This window comes from Sanguibacter sp. Z6_81, assembly GCF_057180625.1.
Genome location: NZ_JBXUFV010000009.1, coordinates 1 through 4,446 on the forward strand (window position 1 = coordinate 1; position 4,446 = coordinate 4,446).

The 4,446-nt window shown below is 56.7% G+C and carries 2 rRNA genes; both read left to right on the top strand.

The features are described from left to right. Window positions 1-170: 170 nt before the first annotated feature. A 16S ribosomal RNA gene (locus tag AC2AXK_RS14510) occupies window positions 171-1,690 on the top strand. A gap of 462 nt (window positions 1,691-2,152) precedes the next feature. After that, window positions 2,153-4,446, top strand: a 23S ribosomal RNA gene (locus tag AC2AXK_RS14515); the annotation flags it as partial.

Below are 4,446 nucleotides of genomic sequence, written 5' to 3' on the forward strand. Positions count from 1 at the left end.
TGGTCCGTGCGTCATCATGGTGTGCGGGTTGGTTGTGGCGGGGTTTATTTGGTACGAAATATGAAAACGCAAGTTTTCGATTTTGTAGCCTTGATTAAGTGGATGCCCTTTGCAGGGTGTCTGCCTTCGTATGGTTGTTGGCTGGCCTTCGGGTTGGTTGATGAAAAACATTTACGGAGAGTTTGATCCTGGCTCAGGACGAACGCTGGCGGCGTGCTTAACACATGCAAGTCGAACGGTGATGGAGGAGCTTGCTCCTCCTGATCAGTGGCGAACGGGTGAGTAACACGTGAGTAACCTGCCCTTGACTCTGGGATAACTCCGGGAAACCGGGGCTAATACTGGATATGAACTGCCCTGGCATCGGGGTGGTTGGAAAGTTTTTCGGTCAAGGATGGACTCGCGGCCTATCAGCTTGTTGGCGGGGTAACGGCCCACCAAGGCGTCGACGGGTAGCCGGCCTGAGAGGGCGACCGGCCACACTGGGACTGAGACACGGCCCAGACTCCTACGGGAGGCAGCAGTGGGGAATATTGCACAATGGGCGAAAGCCTGATGCAGCGACGCCGCGTGAGGGATGAAGGCCTTCGGGTTGTAAACCTCTTTCAGTAGGGAAGAAGCGAAAGTGACGGTACCTGCAGAAGAAGCGCCGGCTAACTACGTGCCAGCAGCCGCGGTAATACGTAGGGCGCAAGCGTTGTCCGGAATTATTGGGCGTAAAGAGCTCGTAGGCGGTTTGTCGCGTCTGGTGTGAAAACTCAAGGCTCAACCTTGAGCTTGCATCGGGTACGGGCAGACTAGAGTGCGGTAGGGGTGACTGGAATTCCTGGTGTAGCGGTGGAATGCGCAGATATCAGGAGGAACACCGATGGCGAAGGCAGGTCACTGGGCCGCAACTGACGCTGAGGAGCGAAAGCATGGGTAGCGAACAGGATTAGATACCCTGGTAGTCCATGCCGTAAACGTTGGGCACTAGGTGTGGGGCTCATTCCACGAGTTCCGTGCCGCAGCTAACGCATTAAGTGCCCCGCCTGGGGAGTACGGCCGCAAGGCTAAAACTCAAAGGAATTGACGGGGGCCCGCACAAGCGGCGGAGCATGCGGATTAATTCGATGCAACGCGAAGAACCTTACCAAGGCTTGACATACACCGGAATCGGCCAGAGATGGTCGCGTCTTCGGACTGGTGTACAGGTGGTGCATGGTTGTCGTCAGCTCGTGTCGTGAGATGTTGGGTTAAGTCCCGCAACGAGCGCAACCCTCGTCCTATGTTGCCAGCACGTTATGGTGGGGACTCATAGGAGACTGCCGGGGTCAACTCGGAGGAAGGTGGGGATGACGTCAAATCATCATGCCCCTTATGTCTTGGGCTTCACGCATGCTACAATGGCCGGTACAAAGGGCTGCGATACCGCGAGGTGGAGCGAATCCCAAAAAGCCGGTCTCAGTTCGGATTGGGGTCTGCAACTCGACCCCATGAAGTCGGAGTCGCTAGTAATCGCAGATCAGCAACGCTGCGGTGAATACGTTCCCGGGCCTTGTACACACCGCCCGTCAAGTCACGAAAGTCGGTAACACCCGAAGCCGGTGGCCCAACCCTTGGGAGGGAGCCGTCGAAGGTGGGATTGGCGATTGGGACTAAGTCGTAACAAGGTAGCCGTACCGGAAGGTGCGGCTGGATCACCTCCTTTCTAAGGAGCTACATGCTGCAGCTGCCGGTCTTTGTACTCGGTGGGTGCAGGTGGCCGTCGGACGCCCCGAATGTGGGTGGGGACGGTTGCTCATGGGTGGAACACTGACTAGCTGGTGCCTCTGAGGGGCTTGGGAAGTACGTTCGGTCTTCGGGTCGGGTGGGAAACCTGGGTTCTTGTGGGGTGGTGGCGTGAGCACACTGTTGGGTCCTGAGGGCACGGTCGCATTGGCGATGGTGAACTTCAGGCCTGGGGCAGCTTCGGGTGGTCGGCTTTCGGGTCGGGTGCTGGGGGTTGGTCGAGGTGGCATGTACGGGTCGTCGTGATCTGGTTGAACCGCTCACCGTTGGTGTGGGTAGGCGCTGGTGTTCGGCGGGATCGTCCGTAGCTTGAGAACTGCACAGTGGACGCGAGCATCTTTGTAAGATCAAAGATTTATCTTTGTTCTCTGCAATTTATTGTTGTCAAGTTTTTAAGGGCACAGGGTGGATGCCTTGGCACTAGGAGCCGATGAAGGACGTTGTAGCCTGCGATAAGCCTCGGGGAGTTGGCAAACGAACCGTGATCCGAGGATGTCCGAATGGGGAAACCCCGCTGGAGTCATGTCCAGTGACCCGCACCTGAATATATAGGGTGTGTGGAGGGAACGTCGGGAAGTGAAACATCTCAGTACCGACAGGAAGAGATATTCCGTGAGTAGTGGCGAGCGAAAGCGGATGAGGCCAAACCGTTCATGTGTGATACCCGGCAGGGGTTGCATGGGCGGGGTTGTGGGACCTTTCAGATTGTTCTGCCGAACTTTCAGGGAGTCAGAAAGCCGCGTTATAGTCGAAGGGCATTGAAAGGCCCGGCGTAGAGGGTGTGACCCCCGTAGACGAAATGACGTGGCCTCCCGAAGGGGATCCCAAGTAGCACGGGGCCCGAGAAATCCCGTGTGAATCCGGCAAGACCACTTGCTAAGCCTAAATACTACCTAGTGACCGATAGCGGACAAGTACCGTGAGGGAAAGGTGAAAAGTACCCCGGGAGGGGAGTGAAATAGTACCTGAAACCGTGTGCCTACAATCCGTTGGAGCCTCCATAGCAGGGGTGACAGCGTGCCTTTTGAAGAATGAGCCTGCGAGTTAGTGCTCAGTGGCGAGGTTAACCCGTGTGGGGAAGCCGTAGCGAAAGCGAGTCTTAATAGGGCGAACATAGTCGCTGGGTCTAGACCCGAAGCGAAGTGATCTACCCATGGGCAGGTTGAAGCGCGGGTAAGACCGCGTGGAGGACCGAACCCACCAGGGTTGAAAACCTGGGGGATGACCTGTGGGTAGGGGTGAAAGGCCAATCAAACTTCGTGATAGCTGGTTCTCCCCGAAATGCATTTAGGTGCAGCGTCACGTGTTTCTTACCGGAGGTAGAGCTACTGGATGGCCGATGGGCCCTACAAGGTTACTGACGTCAGCCAAACTCCGAATGCCGGTAAGTGAGAGCGTGGCAGTGAGACTGCGGGGGATAAGCTCCGTAGTCGAGAGGGAAACAGCCCAGACCACCAGCTAAGGCCCCAAAGCGTATGCTAAGTGGGAAAGGATGTGGAGTTGCACAGACAACCAGGAGGTTGGCTTAGAAGCAGCCACCCTTGAAAGAGTGCGTAATAGCTCACTGGTCAAGTGATTCCGCGCCGACAATGTAGCGGGGCTCAAGTATACCGCCGAAGCTGTGGCATTCACACAAGTGCTAGGTCTTCGTGATCCAGGCGTGTGGATGGGTAGGGGAGCGTCGTGTGGGCAGTGAAGTCGCGGGGTAACCCAGCGGTGGAGCCTACACGAGTGAGAATGCAGGCATGAGTAGCGAATGACGGGTGAGAAACCCGTCCGCCGAATGATCAAGGGTTCCAGGGCCAGGCTAATCCGCCCTGGGTAAGTCGGGACCTAAGGCGAGGCCGACAGGCGTAGTCGATGGACAAGGAGTTGATATTCTCCTACCGGCGAAGAACCGCCCATACCGACCCCGGTGATGCTAAACGCCCAAACCTGGTCCACAGGCCCTTCGGGGCTGAGGACTCAGGGGAGCGCGTGACCCGAACCGGCACTAGGTAAGCGTATTAACAGGGGTGACGCAGGAAGGTAGCCAAGCCGAGCGATGGTTGTCTCGGTCTAAGGATGTAGGGCGAACAGTAGGCAAATCCGCTGTTCATGTGCCTGAGATCTGACGGGACCCCCGTATGGGGGGATTTGGTGATCCTCAGCTGCCAAGAAAAGCCTCGGCGCGAGGTTCTAGCCGCCCGTACCCCAAACCGACTCAGGTGATCAGGTAGAGAATACTAAGGCGATCGAGAGAATCGTGGTTAAGGAACTCGGCAAAATGCCCCCGTAACTTCGGGAGAAGGGGGGCCCGGAGCGTGATCCCACTTGCTGGGGGAGCGTGCAAGGGCCGCAGAGACCAGGGAGAAGCGACTGTTTACTAAAAACACAGGTCCGTGCGAAGTCGCAAGACGATGTATACGGACTGACGCCTGCCCGGTGCTGGAAGGTTAAGAGGACCGGTTAACCCTTCGGGGTGAAGCTGAGAATTTAAGCCCCAGTAAACGGCGGTGGTAACTATAACCATCCTAAGGTAGCGAAATTCCTTGTCGGGTAAGTTCCGACCTGCACGAATGGCGTAACGACTTCTCCGCTGTCTCAACCGCGAACTCGGCGAAATTGCACTACGAGTAAAGATGCTCGTTACGCGCAGCAGGACGGAAAGACCCCGGGACCTTTACTATAGTTTGG